Annotated in this window: 15 protein-coding genes and 1 pseudogene; 5 read left to right on the forward strand and 11 right to left on the reverse strand. The window is 41.1% G+C overall.

Features of this window, described 5'->3' with window-relative positions; genetic code table 11:
* Window positions 1-26 precede the first annotated feature (26 nt).
* Complete coding sequence (locus NPUN_RS34725) at window positions 27-1,292, forward strand: IS701-like element ISNpu7 family transposase (protein WP_012413077.1); 1,266 nt, start codon at window positions 27-29, stop codon at window positions 1,290-1,292.
* 17 nt (window positions 1,293-1,309) lie between these two features.
* Here the strand turns inward: NPUN_RS34725 and NPUN_RS38425 are convergent, their stop codons facing one another.
* The 4 genes and pseudogenes from NPUN_RS38425 to NPUN_RS38080 form a co-directional block, all read right to left on the reverse strand.
* Window positions 1,310-1,543 (reverse strand): winged helix-turn-helix domain-containing protein, encoded by a 234-nt coding sequence (locus NPUN_RS38425; RefSeq protein ID WP_234711179.1) that lies wholly within the window; start codon window positions 1,541-1,543, stop codon window positions 1,310-1,312.
* Window positions 1,544-1,621: 78 nt separating this feature from the next.
* Window positions 1,622-1,690: pseudogene (locus NPUN_RS44955) on the reverse strand (helix-turn-helix domain-containing protein); the annotation flags it as partial.
* Between the two features lie 191 nt (window positions 1,691-1,881).
* A complete protein-coding gene (locus tag NPUN_RS34735; protein WP_041566585.1) occupies window positions 1,882-2,205 on the reverse strand; it encodes a hypothetical protein in 324 nt (107 codons plus the stop codon).
* 132 nt (window positions 2,206-2,337) lie between these two features.
* Window positions 2,338-2,847: a hypothetical protein gene (locus NPUN_RS38080; RefSeq protein ID WP_012413079.1), complete on the reverse strand. Its 510-nt coding sequence runs from the start codon at window positions 2,845-2,847 to the stop codon at window positions 2,338-2,340.
* A gap of 183 nt (window positions 2,848-3,030) precedes the next feature.
* Here NPUN_RS38080 and NPUN_RS34745 point away from each other — a divergent pair, with 183 nt between their 5' ends.
* Window positions 3,031-3,768: an SDR family oxidoreductase gene (locus tag NPUN_RS34745; protein ID WP_012413080.1), complete on the forward strand. Its 738-nt coding sequence runs from the start codon at window positions 3,031-3,033 to the stop codon at window positions 3,766-3,768.
* Between the two features lie 82 nt (window positions 3,769-3,850).
* Here NPUN_RS34745 and NPUN_RS34750 read toward each other — a convergent pair whose 3' ends face one another.
* The 6 genes from NPUN_RS34750 to NPUN_RS34770 form a co-directional block, all read right to left on the reverse strand.
* Window positions 3,851-4,039 carry a hypothetical protein gene (locus tag NPUN_RS34750; protein ID WP_012413081.1) on the reverse strand — a complete coding sequence of 63 codons (189 nt, stop codon included), beginning with the start codon at window positions 4,037-4,039 and terminating at the stop codon, window positions 3,851-3,853.
* A gap of 145 nt (window positions 4,040-4,184) precedes the next feature.
* A complete protein-coding gene (locus NPUN_RS42355; RefSeq protein WP_167315715.1) occupies window positions 4,185-4,322 on the reverse strand; it encodes a hypothetical protein in 138 nt (45 codons plus the stop codon).
* A 12-nt stretch (window positions 4,323-4,334) separates the two neighbouring features.
* On the reverse strand, window positions 4,335-5,087 hold the full coding sequence (locus NPUN_RS34755; protein ID WP_012413082.1) for a YwqG family protein: 753 nt from the start codon (window positions 5,085-5,087) through the stop codon (window positions 4,335-4,337).
* Window positions 5,088-5,706: 619 nt separating this feature from the next.
* Window positions 5,707-7,293 (reverse strand): TniQ family protein, encoded by a 1,587-nt coding sequence (locus NPUN_RS34760; RefSeq protein WP_012412791.1) that lies wholly within the window; start codon window positions 7,291-7,293, stop codon window positions 5,707-5,709.
* The gene (locus tag NPUN_RS34765) at window positions 7,283-8,422 is read right to left on the reverse strand and encodes an ATP-binding protein (RefSeq protein ID WP_012412792.1); all 1,140 of its coding nucleotides are present in this window, start codon (window positions 8,420-8,422) and stop codon (window positions 7,283-7,285) included. Before NPUN_RS34765 ends, NPUN_RS34760 begins: the two co-directional genes overlap by 11 nt.
* Complete coding sequence (locus tag NPUN_RS34770; RefSeq protein ID WP_012412793.1) at window positions 8,416-11,025, reverse strand: Mu transposase C-terminal domain-containing protein; 2,610 nt, start codon at window positions 11,023-11,025, stop codon at window positions 8,416-8,418. The genes NPUN_RS34765 and NPUN_RS34770 overlap by 7 nt, the downstream gene beginning before the upstream one ends.
* A gap of 176 nt (window positions 11,026-11,201) precedes the next feature.
* On the opposite strand from NPUN_RS34770, the gene NPUN_RS34775 reads away from it, so the two are divergent.
* From NPUN_RS34775 to NPUN_RS34785, 3 genes are all read left to right on the forward strand, one after another.
* Window positions 11,202-11,408 (forward strand): hypothetical protein, encoded by a 207-nt coding sequence (locus tag NPUN_RS34775; protein WP_041566586.1) that lies wholly within the window; start codon window positions 11,202-11,204, stop codon window positions 11,406-11,408.
* On the forward strand, window positions 11,384-13,042 hold the full coding sequence (locus NPUN_RS34780) for a formylglycine-generating enzyme family protein (protein WP_012413083.1): 1,659 nt from the start codon (window positions 11,384-11,386) through the stop codon (window positions 13,040-13,042). The genes NPUN_RS34775 and NPUN_RS34780 overlap by 25 nt, the downstream gene beginning before the upstream one ends.
* Before the next feature lie 142 nt (window positions 13,043-13,184).
* Window positions 13,185-14,036 carry a formylglycine-generating enzyme family protein gene (locus tag NPUN_RS34785; protein WP_012413084.1) on the forward strand — a complete coding sequence of 284 codons (852 nt, stop codon included), beginning with the start codon at window positions 13,185-13,187 and terminating at the stop codon, window positions 14,034-14,036.
* On the opposite strand, the gene NPUN_RS42600 is transcribed toward NPUN_RS34785, so the two are convergent.
* Window positions 14,033-15,514 carry a hypothetical protein gene (locus NPUN_RS42600; protein WP_012413085.1) on the reverse strand — a complete coding sequence of 494 codons (1,482 nt, stop codon included), beginning with the start codon at window positions 15,512-15,514 and terminating at the stop codon, window positions 14,033-14,035. The genes NPUN_RS34785 and NPUN_RS42600 overlap by 4 nt on opposite strands.
* Window positions 15,515-15,575: the final 61 nt, after the last annotated feature.

A 15,575-nucleotide genomic window follows, 5' to 3' on the forward strand; every position in this document is an offset into this window, starting at 1 on the left:
TAGCTTTCACGTCAAAGTAAGCTCCCATGAAAGAGACAACTCCCGCCGCCATGCCTCCATGCTTTGAAAAATGGTGTAAGAGGTTTGATGATGTGTTTACTCATAAAGCTCAAAAAAGAGAGTTCAGGCATTATTTAGGAGGATTATTGGGTGAAAGCGAGAGAAAAAACCTATTTCAGATAGCAGAAAACGCTATAGGGGTGAATTACTATCAATTACATCACTTTTTAACTGAAGCACCTTGGTCTGACTCCAAGATCAATGAACGGCGCTTAGAGATTATGAACAAGTGCAGTCAAACCAGAATTAGTAGAGGATTTAGTTTAATAATTGATGATTCTGGTCATAAGAAAAGTGGCAATTTTACCGATGGAGTGGGAAGACAATACATTGGAGAAATTGGCAAGACGGATAATGGAATAGTAGTGGTAACAACTCATTTATACGATGGGAGAAAAAGCTTACCATTAGATATAGAGTTATATCAGCACGCCAGTTCCTTAAAAGAAGGTAAACAAGACTCAGAGTTTGAGAAAAAACCGGAATTAGCAATCAAGTTAATAGACAGAACTATCCAGAGGAAATATCAACCAGGGATAGTAATTGTAGATGCGGGATATGGCAACAATACATCTTTCTTAGTAGAGTTAGAGAAGCGAGAATTAAAGTATTTAGGAGGAGTCGCCAGAAATCGAAAAATAACTATTACTAATGAAGATACTATTCAACAAACAATTAGGCTAGATGAATTAGCACAAAGTTTACCCCAAGAGGCTTTTAAAGAAATTCAATTAAACTTAGATAAGCCCAAAACAGTATGGGTATTAACTAGAGAAGTAGAAATATCACAATTGAAGGGAAAGCGAAATATTGCCATCGTCATGAATGCAGCGACTTTCTCACAAGCCACCGATATCGACTATTTTATCACCAATGTTTCTTCATCAATTGTTACCCCAAAATGGGTAGTTGATACTTATTCTCAACGGAATTGGGTGGAAGTTTTTTATCGAGAAGCCAAAGGGTGGTTAGGATTGAAAGAATACCAAGTCAGAGAAAAAAGGAGTCTACTGAGGCACTTTATCTTGGTATTCTGTGCCTATACTTTTATTGTTTGGCATCAGATGACAGGCGGCTTGAGACGCAGGTGGGCAAATAAACCTTTGAATACTTTTACTGAAGCAATAGATGCTTTTAGAACAGCCATGTCTTATCGATTTTTTGATTGGTTGACCCTTAATCGTGACGTGTTTGCTGCTTATAAAGCCAGTTTAGGCTTTATTTGGGCTTAATTTGCGTTTAAGTCCCATTAATTGCAAGTCGTCACTGAGGTTTTTTTAAAAGCCTCTAATTTTTCAAAATCCTGCTTTTGGCTACGCGGACGCGGAACTTTGAGCTTGGCTTTGAGCCTGTAACGCGTCAAGTAATGTACAGTTGCGTATTCTGCTTGCACCCCTAACACAGTATCTAACCAATGTTGAATCTGGGTGTAACGTTGAAATCCACCTTCAGGCTGTTCGAGTTGGTTTTTCAGGCTCGACATTGCCCAATTTGGTATTATACGTGTTCGACCTGGACTTGTTCCAAACTCCACAACCGCCTCAATTCCTCTATTTCGATAATCTGCCAACCACCTTTGAACCGTGCCCCGATGCCTTCCCAAAGTTTTCGCGATCGCACATACATTCAACTGTTAGGCTTTAATCAGATACAGTGCTTATACACGTTCTTTGAGTCGAGCATTTTTCTGCTGGCGTACTAACGCTTCCAGTTCCTCCACATTTTCTTTGATTTCAATATGTGTTATGCCTGCCATCACATACCCTAAATTGCTACCTTTCTTACATTTACCATCTGTCGCATTCTTTTTTCAAATTGGTATTAGGTAATCCATATCAAATTAACTTTGTCCCCTATCATCCCCATACGTACTATAAATTCATACCCATCATCAGCAAAACTCAGCTTCCACAAATAGGTCTGAGTTTCTCCTTGTTTGAGATCACCGAAATAAGTGGTTGTATAACCTTCAGACATACGAGGAATTAGTGGAGAGCTAACTTGGTCAAAAATTTCTTTGGTAATATCTGTTCTGTAGTTGGAATCACCAACTGTGAGAAAAAGGTCGTAATTTCCCGTAGCCGTAGCATCCAAAATAGTTTGCAAACAATTAATCACGTTTTCAGGAGGATTTGTTGAATTCATAATCATGCTCTTATGTTTGGTGTGGCCAGGTATACTAAGCTTTCATCCAAAGATTCAAATTTTTTGCATAAGTCAAAATTATTACAAAACTTTGCATTATTCGTTTTTAACGCATCACACTTGTTACTCATTTTAGTGAACCAACACCCCATCCACAATCGCAATCCCCCACTGCGGGAACTTCACCAGTAGCTTCTTGATCACAATCTGCAACACCGGATCATCCCAAGACTCTTGCAAATACTCAAACCCCGGATTCTGCCCCGAATTCGCCGCAACCTTGAGTTTCTGCATCCGCCCTGGCCGCATATTTGATCTCGCTACAATCGCCTCATGCGACCATTTATCAACGACGGGTGCGGCGGAACAAGCACCTTCATGATCTGCTTTGACTTCTACACCCGAAACTGAGTTTTCAACTAACAACGAAGTGGGATTACACTGTTCTACCTGCCCCTGAGTTTGATTAGCGTAGACGTGAAACGGCTTGTCGCTAGACATCGCTGCATTCGCTAACGACTGAACCAACCGCGCACTATAGAACTCCTGCTGTAAAAGAGACAGAACACTCAGCACACTCAATTCAGACCAATCCCCCAAATCCTCGTTGTGCAGAGATATAAAAGAGGTGTCCAAAAGCACAAACTTTAAAGACGGCTAAAAAATTGGTGTTGCGAGATTCGCATAATGGATGATGATACCATGCTAGAAAGAGCGGTGTCAGCCGCAGTCTTTCTTCAAAGGAGCAGCTAAATTTCTTTGCCCTAACTTAAAGCGATTGTCCAAGCTTTTTCAGAGCATGGAAAACCATAAAGAGAAATCCAAATGAACTACGACATCAAAGACAAAACCATTTTGGTTACGGGCGCAAATCGCGGCATCGGCAAGGCGATAGTTGAGTCATTTATTGAACACGGAGCCACCAAAGTCTATGCGGCTGTTCGTCAGCTCAACAGTGTCTCCTCATTGGTTGAGCAATACGGCTTACGGGTAGTACCAATTCCGGTTGATTTAGGCGATCCCCAATCTATTGTTGCTGCTGCTCAAACTGCCCCAGATGTGCAAATAGTTATCAATAATGCAGGAGTCTTTCAAGCTGGAACTCCCTTAGCTGAGAATGCGATCGCCGCTCTCGAATTTCAGATGAAGATCAATGTATATGGATTGCTCTACATGGCTCAGGCGTTTTCCCCGATACTCAAAGCCAATGGAGGTGGTGTCTTTGTCCAAATCAATTCTGTTGCTTCGCTCAAGGGTTTCCCTGACTCTGCCACTTACTGTGCCTCAAAAGCTGCTGCCTATTCAATCACCCAGGCATTACGAGAACTATTGAGTGAGCAGGACACGCTTGTGCTAAGTGTTCACCCTGGCCCGATTGCCACGGATATGGGCGATGCGGCAGGAATGAGCCAGGTTGCACAGCCACCTGCACTTGTGGCAGACGGGATAATAAAAGCTCTCAAAGCTGGGGATTTTCACGTCTTTCCTGACTCGATAGCGAAACAAATGGGCGATGTTTATAAAAGCTTTGCCCAAAATGTCATTGAGGTGTCATCAAGTTAGCTACATTGCAGGGGAACGCTCTAGACAAGGGTATCTGGGTATTAAACAGCAAGCCCAAACTCTTCTCGATTGTACAGATTCACTACTCCTCCCAATCCACCAACACGCCATCAACATAAGCAATCCCCCACTGCGGAAACTTCACCAGCAGTTTCTTGATCACTATCACAAGCGCTGGATCATCATTCCAACACCAGAGCAAGAACTCAAACCCCGAATTTTGCTCCGAATTCGCCGCAACTTTGATTTTCTGCATAGGTTCCAGTCGCATATTTGACCTCGTTACAATCGCCTTATGCGATCATTTTTCAGCACTGGTGATAGGTGCGGCGGGACTTTTATCTTCATCACCCCTGTAACAATTGCATAAAAATATGCTGCCGCAGTTTCAACAATAGAAGTGATGGTCAGTTTATTCAGTAGAGATACGATGGCAGTTCCGTATGAGCGATCGCAGTAAACTTGACCTGTTGTGTCTCAGGTTTCTTCCCGTAGCTATAAACAGCAATAAACATGGCTTCCTGTACATTTGATTCCTGAATTCTGGTAGACATCGCACCGAAACTTCAGCTTGATTCAAGGTTCACGTAGACTGTAGAAAAATCCAGTCGCTTCAAGTCTTCTCTATGAATGAGTACTTGCAGGTAGCCAGCATCGCCAAACATCACCTCAACTGCACTGCTAGAATCGACTTCCAACAAGTTATGCCAGTTCTGGGCGCGAGTCATGTCTAAGGCCTGCCGTTGCTCGTAGTTGTAAAGCCATTCGGGGTTAACCTCCCTAACTATATAAGCATCCTCCCGTGGATCATGTCCAATGCCCGAAACATGACCGAGCAGCTTACCGACACTGTTTTCACTGAGAGTTCTACCCAAATCATTTAACTTGAGTTCGTCCAAGTTGAGACGAGCGCACAGCCGCTCAAAATCATTTGTTGCCCAACGCGGGATATCGGGAAACAACTCAAACTCTAGACGGTGAGCTACTAAATTATCGTAGCAATCCGTAATCAAGCGAGTATCTTGGCTTAAATGTATCGCCTCTAAAGGTTCGCTCCCATCGTAAAATACTAGTTGCTCGGCACTATTTTCACTTTCATCAGCAAACAGATAAAGCATTCCCCGCTTTGTCAAAGGATTGTCTGGAAAAGTGGGTAATTCAGCAAAGTTAATCTGCAAGATAAAGCAAAGGTAGCGGTCTAAAAGACTGTTTTTAGGCCAAGGAACGGACAAGGGTAAATCAGGAACTCCCCCAATACGGCTTTGTCCTTTATGTCCTGGTTCAGCTTGTCCAAGCTTTAACAAGATAGCCGGACGCACACTTGCCAAAATATCATCTTGATACTCTGATAAGTGTGATTTGAAACAAAAAATGAGATTTTAACTCATGATATGCTTCAGAAATGAGTATCCAGTTTATAGTTCACTTTTAATATTCGAGTTTTTTTACTAATAATGATTATCGTATAAGAGATAAAAAGCGACGTTTGTATCAATTCTTCAGAGCGACGTTTGTATCAATTCTTCAGCTTGATTATCATTATTATTCAGCTACAATTTGAGTAGGCGATCGCTTAACAACAGAGCGATCGCTTGGACAATGAAATATTTGATTTTTACTCAGATATCTACTAAAACAAAAGTTTTGAACCATAATATGGGTATTTGAACCATATTCTGAATTGAAAGTTTAAGTTAGAGCAATTTTGTCAGGGATTTTTTGTGCAAGTTTTGTCCACTTGTGTTTTTTCAACTCATTCTCTAGTTATGATTCAGAATTTCAACTCTCACTCACAATTTGATTCAAAGTTTTAATTTTTGATTAGCGCGAAAGGCTGAATTTTCGTTAACTTTTGTCACTTAAAGGATATTGTGGCCGTTTTTAAAGCATAAAGTGGCCGCAGTAGTAAAACCTTAGAGAAAGGCGAATAAATAAGATTTACTGTGAAAGATCCAGTCTTATCTGCCTTAAAACATCAATTACCTCAGCCTGCCACAGCAAAGAGGGATGAGGCATAAATTTTCTGAGATTTTTAGCAGTAGGGGTAATGCCTTGTGCATGAAGTACTGAAGCGAGTTGGCGTACTTCTCGACAGCCTTGCTCAATAGCTAGTTTATGGACGAATTTGCGGTAATCTTTATAGCGTAAAGAAATAGCATGGCACACAATAGGGCAATAGTGGTAGAAAGTAGCCAAACCAATACCAGTTCTCTTAGCTATTTTTCTTAGAGAAGGTGGTGGATACTCGTCGCTAAACAAAGCTAATTCAAGTATGTCTCTGATGTGTAAAAATCTTAGCTGCTGTTGATATTCACTATATCTAGTAGCCAAAGATGCTGATAAAGATTTTGAGCAAGCAGTTAAACTACTAGGAGTTTTGAATCCTAAACGAACAGCTAATTGAGTTAAAGAAGGAGGTGGTTCTTCTTCTTGAGCTAGTTGCATCGCCTGAATAACTCGTTCGCACTTAGGACTACTATTTGAAGTAACTAAAGCAGACTGTGATGATAATTTTTTCTGTTTAGGAGCAGGTAGAGAAACTAGCTGCTTAAGAGTAAGAGGTAGTATTTTAAGTTGAAGAAAATCGACAAGATTAGTTGATAAGGCGTAGCAGATTTTCAAAAGTTTATCTAAATTTGGGATGGCTACACCTGAATACCAATGTAGAATTTCATATCTCGATAACCCAAGCCAACGACCAAAAGCGGAAACATTACCTTGAGTATATTGATAGACGTAAGCTTCTAGGATTGTTTTAATAGTCTCTCTTGGAGGTGGACAAGGAAATTCAGGAGCTTGAGCAATTAAATCTCCTAAAGTCTTAACTATCCAAATCTCTTGCTGTAAATTGGGTATCTCCTCGAACAATCTCTTATCTGGCAAAGATACTTCATAGTTCATCCCCAACCAACCACCACATTTCAGACAAAATCCAGGTCGTGAGTTATGCCACAGGTGTAAAAATTCAAGGTCACAGTGAGGACATTTTGATTCTAAAAATCGATAATGGATGGGACAAATGTTAGCTGGTTTCAAAGCCCACAGCAGAGGTGAATAAATGACTTGTTGATTATTTAACCAGTCTTGATAGCAATAAGGACACCAAGCATGAGAATGCTTGAGCAATCCCAAAACTGGGAAGACTTTTGCCCAAGGTAGCATTGTCAAAAACTGTAAGTCAGTACGTTTTGTCAATATTTCTAGAGCAAAAACCAGTTGTTTAGCTCCAATTTGTGTTCCGTTTAAAGCTTTTACAGAAGCTTGTCCATACAAACTTACGATACTTTTAGAATTCAAGGGATTGGTAGTATGGTTATGCCCAACTATTGGTTTTATCTCTCTAGCCAATAAAGTTCCAGGCAATACGCTATGAGCTGCGGCTAGACGAGCAACATAGCTAGTCAGACTTTCAACATAACAAGTACCAAGTCCAATCGGTTCCAGATGAAACAACCGGCTAGGACTGGGAGTAAATTCTGGGTCTTTGAGCCACAATTCATCGTTAACCGCCATGTTAGTCATCATCTGAATTTACCCCTACATCATCTCTTTTAGGTTTTCTTTGTCCAACACGACCTTTTTTGAGTAGGGAATTTTTGGCTGGCATTTTTATTCCATGTTCTGTTGAATATTGCCGCTCAAAAAAACTGGATTCTTCTTGAAAGCGTTTAAATCCCTGTTGTGCTTCTTCCTTAATTTTGTTGATACGAGATGCAGAAAAAGCACCTAATTTAAGATGTTTGCTATTAAGAGTCCGAGCTTCTTCAGAATAGGCAACTCTCAAAGAACGAGTTAACCAATTCTTCAATAGCCCCACACAACCAACTGAGCCAGAAAAAAGATACTCATAGTGTTGTTCTAATTTTGGTTCTTGTACAAGCGGAATGTGGCGTTGAAAAGTTCTAATTACTCTAATAAATTCAGCAATATCTTCTGGGTTATCAGCTTGGTAAGGTAACAGGTGAATATCTTCGCTACGCCGCCCTATTTGCCCATTCAAGGTAGGACAGTTAAGCAGTTCATAAGTTCCAAATAAAATATGTACTGTACCAGTAAGATTAGCAATAGACTTAATCCAGTTCATTTGCTGTAACATCTGGTGTCCGCCTGCCATCATAAATAAATGCTGTGCCTCGTCTACAGTAAAAGCTTTTACCTGACGATAACGAAATGCTTTTTCCATTGCTCGGCGTAATGCGGGCGAATCTTGGCGGTAAGCCCGATTTAGCAACCCCAAATCCTTTACCTCACCGTGAGGAATTTCATAATCAATTTTGTATTCAATCAAAACTTCCTGAAGGGATTCTAGGGCGCGAGTGTAATAATCTTTATAGCTAAACTTTCCTTGTTCTGTTGGAATAGCTTCAATACCAGCAACAGCAATTTGACCAGGATTTTGGCGTAATGAGGGGAGAAATTCGTAATTTAGCAGATTTTCCAGACGCAAGCGTAAGGTTGTTTTTCCTACACCAGTCACACCAAAAACTAAAAATACTAAAGTGTCAGCTGGCTCCAGAATATTAATTAATAAAGTATCTAAGGCTTGTTTGAGCCTTTGATGTGGAATAGTGATACTTTTGAAATAATCAGTTTTAATTTCGTTCGGCTGTAAGAGAAGTTCTTCTGGAAAAGAGTGCGACTGAATTTTTACCATAGCTCCTCTGTATTGTAAGCTTCTATTTTGGTTAAATCTATTAATTTTTTTGCTGATGATTTTGGCTTTTTAATGCTTTCTGAACCTGCCAAAATATTTTTATCTACATCTTGAACATTAGCTGAATAATTGTGTTTACTTAATTTACTTTCAATAACTGAGCTTTTTTCAATTAAAACCCAAATATCTTGTTGTGCTAAATCATGTAAGCGTTGTAATAACAAAGTTTCTTGGGCTTCAGTTCCTTCTAAATATGTAGCTTTTTCTTGGGCAGATAGAGTAATTCTTTGAGCGTGTTTCTGCCTTTTTCGACGTAATTGTGTGCTGGCTATGTTCACTTCTTTTTCGGAACGATTTTGGAAGGATTTGTAATGTTCAGAAATACAGCGTATCCAACGTCCCTTAACGTAAGCATAAGCAGTCCCCATATCAAAAGGGTCGTAACGAATAGGTACATTAGTTCCTTCAATTTCTGGTCTTATGAACGAATCATCAATTGACCAATAGTAGAGATAATTAATTTTCACGCCTCTACTTGGTTGAACTTTTGCAGTTCCTTTAGGTGTAGAAGGTAAGGTAAAAATCTTAAAATTATCATCATAAATAATCTGTTTCTGAGGGCGATAACCACTTGAATTTAGCCCTGACATAAAAGTTTGACGTGGGCTTTGTCCTAATGTTGGATGTTCTCTGCAATCATAGAATTCGTAACAATATGAACAAAAGTTTTCGTAGAGTTGATCTAGTGTCCAAACAGCTTGATTTTTGGGATTATTTGATTTCGTGACTTGGCGGACATTCTTAGTAATTTGAGTGTTGCCTCTAAGATTATAAAAAAACTCTGTATTTGTAGTTCCAAAAATACGTTCAATAATTGAACCAAATCTGGCTTTCGCAGCTGGTCGCTGCTTTTTGGTACATTCAAAAGCCGCTAACAAGGTCTCAAAGTATGTACTACTAAATTCTGTCCCACCGTCAACAACTATTGTCTCTGGTAATTTCTCAAATCGCTGTACGCAGATTCTTAATACCATCATGCAACTACGGTAGCTTGGCTCGTCAAAAGTTAGGTAAACTGCGAGAATACGTCGGCTGTAAGCATCGATTAACAGAGTTGCCCAAGGTCTACCAAGAAGATAACCTGTTCGGGAGCATACTAACTCAATATCCAGTTGCGTATGGTCAATGTGTGCTATCTCAAATGGACGGTCGCCATGACATGGTGTGGTTAATTTCAACTCCCAATACAATAAAGATTGTTGATAAGCTGCTCTGTTTCCCTTACGTTTTTTTGTTTGCCTATAACCAGAACGATGTTGAATTCTAGAACAAAATGTAGCGTAGCTAGGCAGCTTATCTGTTAGACCTGCTTTCTCCCATTCTCTTGCTAGAATTCCATAAACAGCTAGTTTGCTTCTTTGTTGAAAAGTTTCATAATATTCTTCAATTATTTTGTCAATGAAATCTTGAGACGATTGAGAAATTCTGGGTAAGCGATTGCCTCTAGCATTAGAGTTATTTAGCAGCCCAATATAACCACATTTGTACGCCTTTTGTGCTGCTATAAACTTAGCCTTCCATCTGCGAATAGTACGTTGTGGAACAGTTTCTTTATCTCTATAACTGTCATTAAGATAAGGTTCAATTACTTCATATCTTCGGTTAGCTTCTGCCAAGTCTTCAGGACTAGCTCTCAAAAAACGCTCCATTGCTTTTGGAGACATTTTTACTTGATTATGAGTTTTAGGTTCCAGTTGATTGGGTTTAACATCTAAAATATTCAGAATCGTTCCATTATTCGGTTGCGATTTTATCATTTGTACATAAGCTACCGCGATTTCTTGGTCACGGAAAAGCTGTACTTTTTCTGGCTCTGCTAAGGGTGCGGCACTCAAATTAATGTAAATTTTTTTTGTAGCTATTAAAGCATTTATGTCATCAGGATTGCTCTGTTGAGTATGAATCATTTCCCAATAACTTATGCCCGGATTTAAGCTAATTAACTTCACCAAATTTTCAGCTATTTCTGGGTCAATTTGGTAATCTTCAGTAGTATAGGCTTTGAGAAATAGTCGATTTCTGTATTTAATCCAATCAATTTCTGTATCTAACCGAATTCGGTAATACAGTCCTAATTTTTCTGCATAAGCAACTGCTGGCAGGTTTAACCACTGCCCATCTTCTGAACGCATATAACGTTGTGATTGTTTAGCTGCTAATTTTTCTAATCTTGATTCTGGTTTCCACTCTTCAAAACCTGCACTCCGCTTCCGAATTACGAAAAAGTCTGGTATATGCGAAGCTTTGATTATTTCCCCACTGCTTGAGGGGAATTCTAGAGTAATTTGATATGCTTGGTCGTAGTATTCGAGTACATCTGCGTCTTCTTCGTACTCCTCTACACCTGGCAATTCAATTTTATGGGACTCAAATTGAATAGTTTTTCCCATTTTGCGACTGGCGTAGTCGCCCCGGACATTTATACCACTGCTTTTGACTCGCCGAATTGGTTCAGAGGCACGGATTTGGGAAATTAATTGCCTAGCCTCTTGTGGTAAATTTACGCCGCGACACCAATCATTAAACTCTTGGTCGCTCAACATATTGGCCCCCAAGCTTTTAAAGCCGCAACAAGCTCTTACCACAAATCTAGGCTTTCGCCAGTTAAACAGTCTTTTATTGATATAAATATTTATACTTACCAGTTCAGATGACTGCGGCCACTTTATGGTTTAAAAACGGCCACAATATCCTTTAAGTGACAACTTTTTTCTAATTTATGGATCAAAATTTTTCTCACATTATGATTCAAAGCATACTTAATCCTTTGCCGCGTAAACGCTGGGAGCAAACTTCAGCCTGGACAATTGACGCAGTACTCAATGGCAAAATGTTAACTTATGAAAGAGCGAGTCTACTAACAGCAGCACGGGTAATTCCACAAGAGAATATGATTAAGACATGGCAAATGTACACTCACTTATAAACCAGCCCAATAAAAGAGACGATTTAACAGCTCGCCGCATTCGATTTTTTGAAGGACGCTACGGAACTAATGCGCTCTTATTGGCTTGTCATGCTGCTTTTCCCCTTACCCTCACTTCAGATTTACTCTACTGTTTGCGTGAGAATTTTGTTCTTGATGCCCCTTGGTATGCAGTCGCTGATGTGTTGTTATCAGGGTTATGCCAACCTGTAGGATATGACCTTTATGAAATGGAAGGTGAAACTAGAGATGGCTTGCTGAGTCGTTTATGTGAGCATTTTGGAGAACAGCGACTTAAGGAACTGGCGAATTTTATGTCTGCGTATATTACCTGTCGCTTGCAGGTTGAGAATAATGACCGTGCTTTGGTATTTGGACAACGCCCAGACTGGACAGCATTAGCATACTTGAGTTCAGATAAGCAAGAGGTAATTAACGCCATAACGCAGGAGTTGCGAAGATTGACAGCTTCCACAGATGCTAAAGAGCGTATCAGATGGGCAGCTTTAATAGAAAATTATGCTGACCTATTATCACAAAAAGGTTTTGAGCCATTGTTGTTGGAATTGTCACAGCAAGCACTCAATGGCGAACCCATACAGGATGAAGAGGAGAAAGAAATTGCCGCAGCAACGGGAGTTTCGTTGCAAACTTTTGAATTTGACGTGACAACTATCATCTTAGACGATGAGCCAGGGGAAGAATTGCAAACTTTTGAGTTTGACACCGTAACAGTAGATGCTCGTGGAAAAGTAATTAACAAAGAACGAAAGCAAGCATTTTATTTTATTGAGTTTTTGGGTGAAGCAGCAGGAAAGCCATCAAAACTCTTGATAGAGATGGTAGCTATTCCTGGAGGAACTTTTGAAATGGGGTCGCCACCAGATGAGCCAGAACGTTATGATGATGAGAATCCCCAGTATAGAGTCACTGTGCAGCCGTTTTTCTTGGCTAAGTATCCAGTCACTCAAGCGCAGTGGCAATTTGTGGCGCAGTTACCCCAGGTAAATCGGGAGCTAGATCGAGATCCATCTGATTTTAAAGGTGCAAACCGACCTGTCGAAAATGTCTCTTGGTACGATGCGGTTGAATTTTGCGATCGCTTATCTCAGTATACAGGTAGACCATACACCCTCCCTAGTGAAGCAGAATGGGAATATGCGTGTAGAGCCGGAACAACAACTCCATTCCATTTTGGCGAAACGATAACGTCAGATTTAGCTAACTATGATGCTAGGAGTAGATTTGACGGCAGTGAAGGACTTTTTGATGATATGCAAGGCAACTTTGATGATGGATCGAAAGGAATTTATCGAAAAGAAACAACAGTTGTAGGCAGCTTCAAAGTTGCAAACGCCTTTGGATTATACGATATGCACGGAAACGTATTGGAATGGTGTTTTGATGATTGGCACAGCAACTATGAAGGTGCGCCGATAGATGGCGGTGCTTGGTTTGATGATAATGATAATATTTACCAAAAACGAGGAGCAGCCGTTCTGCGGGGCGGTTCCTGGATCGGCAATCCTGATTTCTGCCGTTCCGCATCCCGCGACAGCGGCAGCACGCGCGACTACCACTTCAACTATTTTGGTTTTCGTGTTATGTGCGGAGTTGGGAGAATTCTTCAGTAGCCCTTTAGCCCTTTACTCTTCTTTTTTTTGCCCTTTGTTAGCGAAGCGGAGAGTTATCAAATTTTTTTCAAAATTCAAGCTAGGAAAAGAATAAACGCCAATTGAGCGAGAAAGTTAAGCAAGAAGATACACATAAAAATTAATGGTAAAAATACTCACTAAACGACAAACAGCGCAATGTTTTATCGAAGACTTGGGCAATGGAATTAAACTAGAGATGGTGCTGCTGCAACGTGGTAGTTTTCTAATGGGCGCTCCAGAAACAGAAGAAGGAAGCAGTGATGATGAACGTCCTCAGCACGAAGTAACTGTTCCAACTTTTTTTATAGGCAAGTATCCACTCACTCAAGCACAGTGGAAAGCAGTAGCAGCACTACCACAGGTTAACAAAGAGCTAAAAGCTAAACCATCGCGTTTTAAAGGCGCAGATCGCCCTGTTGAGCAAGTTTCTTGGGAGGATGCGGTTGAATTTTGCGATCGCCTGACTGCCCATACTAAAAGACAATACCGCCTGCCTAGCGAAGCCGAATGGGAATATGCCTGTCGTGCTGGAACTACTAGCCCATTTCACTTTGGCGAAACAATTACGACCGATTTAGCTAATTACCAAGGTACAGATAACAAAGAATATGAATGGTCGGGTTCTTATGGACGAGGGCCAAAAGGTATCTATCGACAAGAGACTACGCCTGTGGGCAGTTTTGGGGTAGCTAACGCCTTTGGATTATACGATATGCACGGAAACGTATGGGAATGGTGTCTCGACAATTGGCACGACAACTATGAAGGTGCGCCTATAGATGGCAGTGCTTGGCTTAATGATAATAATAACTTTTCTCAAAAAAAAGAAAATGCTGTGCTGCGGGGCGGTTCCTGGCTCGGCTATCCTTATGACTGCCGGTCTGCGTCCCGTGACTACTATTGGGCGGGGCGCGACATCATTCTCTACACTATTGGTTTTCGTGTTGTGTGCGCTGTCGGCAGGATTCTTTAGTCGCCACGAATTGGTAATTGCGAATTGGAGATGACACTGCTTATAAGTGGGGATGGGAGCGAGTCGCAGATTATGCCATCAACACAAGCAATTCCCCACTGCGGAAACTTCGCTAATAGTTTTTTGATCACGATCTGTAAGGTCGGATCATCATTCCAGCATTTTTGGAGGAAGTCAAAGCCCGGATTTTCCCCAACCAGAGAAGCCATCTTCAGTTTCTCCATTCGCAATAGTCTAGTCTTGGATCTCATGGCGATGTCTTCAGAGCTAAACAACGCCTCACTAGATTTTTGCACCTGATAATTGACTACAGATATATTCCACTGTTTCTCAAACTTGCTGATTGTTGCCCTCATACTGGCGTAATACTTGCTGTCTAGCAAATATTGAATTACCCACAATGGGGGGCATTCTCCTGCATCTGCTCGATCTAACCATTCAAATATCTCACTTTGAGTTAATGACACCGGCGCGGCGGAACAAGTGCCTTCATGACAGTCCCTCGCCTCAACACCACAATCTTGGTTTTCAACTAACAACGGAGCGGAATTACTTTGTTCTGCTTGCCTCTGTGTTTGATTAGCGATCACAGAATTTAAAGATTTTTCATTTTGGGCGACGGGCGCGGCGGAACAAGTACCTTCATGAGGGGATATCGCTTCAACACCACAATCCTGGCTTTCTCCTATCGACAAAGCAGATTCACCCTGTACAGCATCCACAAGCGTCAGTGATGTACAATCCATTGCCGTAGGCAATTCTTCAAGTTCTGACGCGCTTTCGATACGTTGAGGCGACGCGCCCCCCAAGGGCGCATGAGCCGTTTCTTCAACACGCGGATTTTCAGTTGGCGCGTCAGAACCAACTACCATACCAACAACCTTAGTTGGTTGTTGGTAGGTAGTTAACGGGTAGTTAGAAACGTTGTTAGGATTTTGGAACCCTTGCAAATCCTCACTTTTTTGACCATTCTTTTGGAATGATTCCAAATCAGACTGAATTTGTTCCACGCCAGGGTAATTTTCATTCCGTCCGGGCGCATTTGTTTCCTCCCCGGCGTGGACGGCTTTCTCGTCACAAAAATTGGTTTCCTCAGACGTGGATGATTCCCAGTAAAAACGATTGTAATAACCGCGCAAGTTACGGACACGGTAGCTAATCAATCCTGGTCTACCAGAAGGTAAGCGACCAAATACTTCCTCAAATTGAAACAATCCTTGAGCGCTTAACGCCGCCCCTGCTTTTTGCAAAGATTTGTAGGTGAGGTTAGTATCGAGTTTATGAGCAGAACCCCCGAATTGTTCAGCCGCCACGCTATCCAACCAAAGCTGCTGCACAGATGGAGGCTGTTGACGAACCCAGTTGATATCCTCAATCGATACCTTGCAATGTGGTCTAATCGATTTATCTGCTTCAGCAAGTTTCCGCTCGTTTCGTTGTTGGCTACCACCGTTGATTGCTTTTAACGCTGTAGTCATATTTCCTCCTAAATTTTTCCATGACAATGTGAGCGGCATGGTTGCAATGCCACGTTTAAGT

This window comes from Nostoc punctiforme PCC 73102 (assembly GCF_000020025.1).
GTDB lineage: Bacteria > Cyanobacteriota > Cyanobacteriia > Cyanobacteriales > Nostocaceae > Nostoc > Nostoc punctiforme.

Bases quoted from the DNA above. Each gene is read 5' to 3' on its own strand.
- NPUN_RS34735 (WP_041566585.1), bottom strand. From the start codon at position 2,205: ATGAATTCAACAAATCCTCCTGAAAACGTGATTAATTGTTTGCAAACT.
- NPUN_RS34760 (WP_012412791.1), bottom strand. From the start codon at position 7,293: ATGATGACTAACATGGCGGTTAACGATGAATTGTGGCTCAAAGACCCA.
- NPUN_RS34770 (WP_012412793.1), bottom strand. From the start codon at position 11,025: ATGTTGAGCGACCAAGAGTTTAATGATTGGTGTCGCGGCGTAAATTTA.
- NPUN_RS34780 (WP_012413083.1), top strand. From the start codon at position 11,384: ATGGCAAATGTACACTCACTTATAAACCAGCCCAATAAAAGAGACGAT.
- NPUN_RS34775 (WP_041566586.1), top strand. From the start codon at position 11,202: ATGGATCAAAATTTTTCTCACATTATGATTCAAAGCATACTTAATCCT.
- NPUN_RS34785 (WP_012413084.1), top strand. From the start codon at position 13,185: ATGGTAAAAATACTCACTAAACGACAAACAGCGCAATGTTTTATCGAA.
- NPUN_RS38425 (WP_234711179.1), bottom strand. From the start codon at position 1,543: ATGTCGAGCCTGAAAAACCAACTCGAACAGCCTGAAGGTGGATTTCAA.
- NPUN_RS34765 (WP_012412792.1), bottom strand. From the start codon at position 8,422: ATGGTAAAAATTCAGTCGCACTCTTTTCCAGAAGAACTTCTCTTACAG.
- NPUN_RS42355 (WP_167315715.1), bottom strand. From the start codon at position 4,322: ATGTCTACCAGAATTCAGGAATCAAATGTACAGGAAGCCATGTTTATT.
- NPUN_RS34745 (WP_012413080.1), top strand. From the start codon at position 3,031: ATGAACTACGACATCAAAGACAAAACCATTTTGGTTACGGGCGCAAAT.
- NPUN_RS42600 (WP_012413085.1), bottom strand. From the start codon at position 15,514: ATGACTACAGCGTTAAAAGCAATCAACGGTGGTAGCCAACAACGAAAC.
- NPUN_RS34725 (WP_012413077.1), top strand. From the start codon at position 27: ATGAAAGAGACAACTCCCGCCGCCATGCCTCCATGCTTTGAAAAATGG.
- NPUN_RS34750 (WP_012413081.1), bottom strand. From the start codon at position 4,039: ATGCGACTGGAACCTATGCAGAAAATCAAAGTTGCGGCGAATTCGGAG.